We start from the raw sequence: 770 nt of genomic DNA, 5'->3' as shown, positions 1-770 counted from the left end.
CTTTCATTAGTAAGTTTAATATCAGTTTTTTCCTCAACTTCCATTGCTAGTGACAAGTACCAATACTTTCCATTAAATTTTACTCTTGGATTTAGAACTTTTATTTTATCCTTTTTATAGTTACCAATAGGAAGTCTGCCTTCATCTTTCATTTTTACATAACCTATTTTTTCAAGTTTTATATAATTATCTTTTACTATAAACTTGTTATTTAAATGGAAAAATGAAACTTCACACTTGCCTTTTTTCTTAAATCTAGGATAAAGAGATTCTTTTTTAAAGAATTTCTTAAATGATTCTCCTAAATCTTTGAGAGCCTGTTGTGGTATTTCTGATGATACTTCTTTTAACCAGCTAAATTCATTGTTATTTCTTAATCTTGTAAATTCTTTTCTTAATTTATCTATTTGTAAAAATTTATTATTTTCTTCATAGTATTTATTAAGAAAAGCTAATCCCCAGTTATAAGAGAATCTTGAAATACCAGCACTTTTAAACATTAATTCTTCTTGTTTTTTAGTGGGATATAATCTAACTTTAATGGCTTTAATCATATTTCTCACCTCTTCTAAATTATTGTATCATAGTGATATTACATTATAAATATATTGAAATTGTAATACAATTATTTTGAGGTTATTAAAATAATCTAATTATAGCCATTGTGAAAATTACAGGAACACTCATAAATAAAGAGTTTCTTTTTTTGCAAGTTTATTTAATTTAACATTTGACGAATTATAAAGTATTTATATTAATTTATAGAGTTT

General features: G+C 23.4%; 1 protein-coding gene. It reads right to left on the bottom strand.

Translation table 11 applies throughout. From position 1 onward, the window contains the following. Positions 1-554, bottom strand: a 554-nt coding sequence (locus KGF52_RS21025) for an RNA-guided endonuclease TnpB family protein (protein ID WP_227841525.1), incomplete at its 3' end; no start/stop codon positions are given. Positions 555-770 lie beyond the last annotated feature (216 nt).

Source organism: Clostridioides sp. ZZV15-6597 (genome assembly GCF_020657815.1).
Lineage (GTDB): Bacteria > Bacillota > Clostridia > Peptostreptococcales > Peptostreptococcaceae > Clostridioides.
This window is presented reverse-complemented; position numbering and strand designations above follow the sequence as displayed.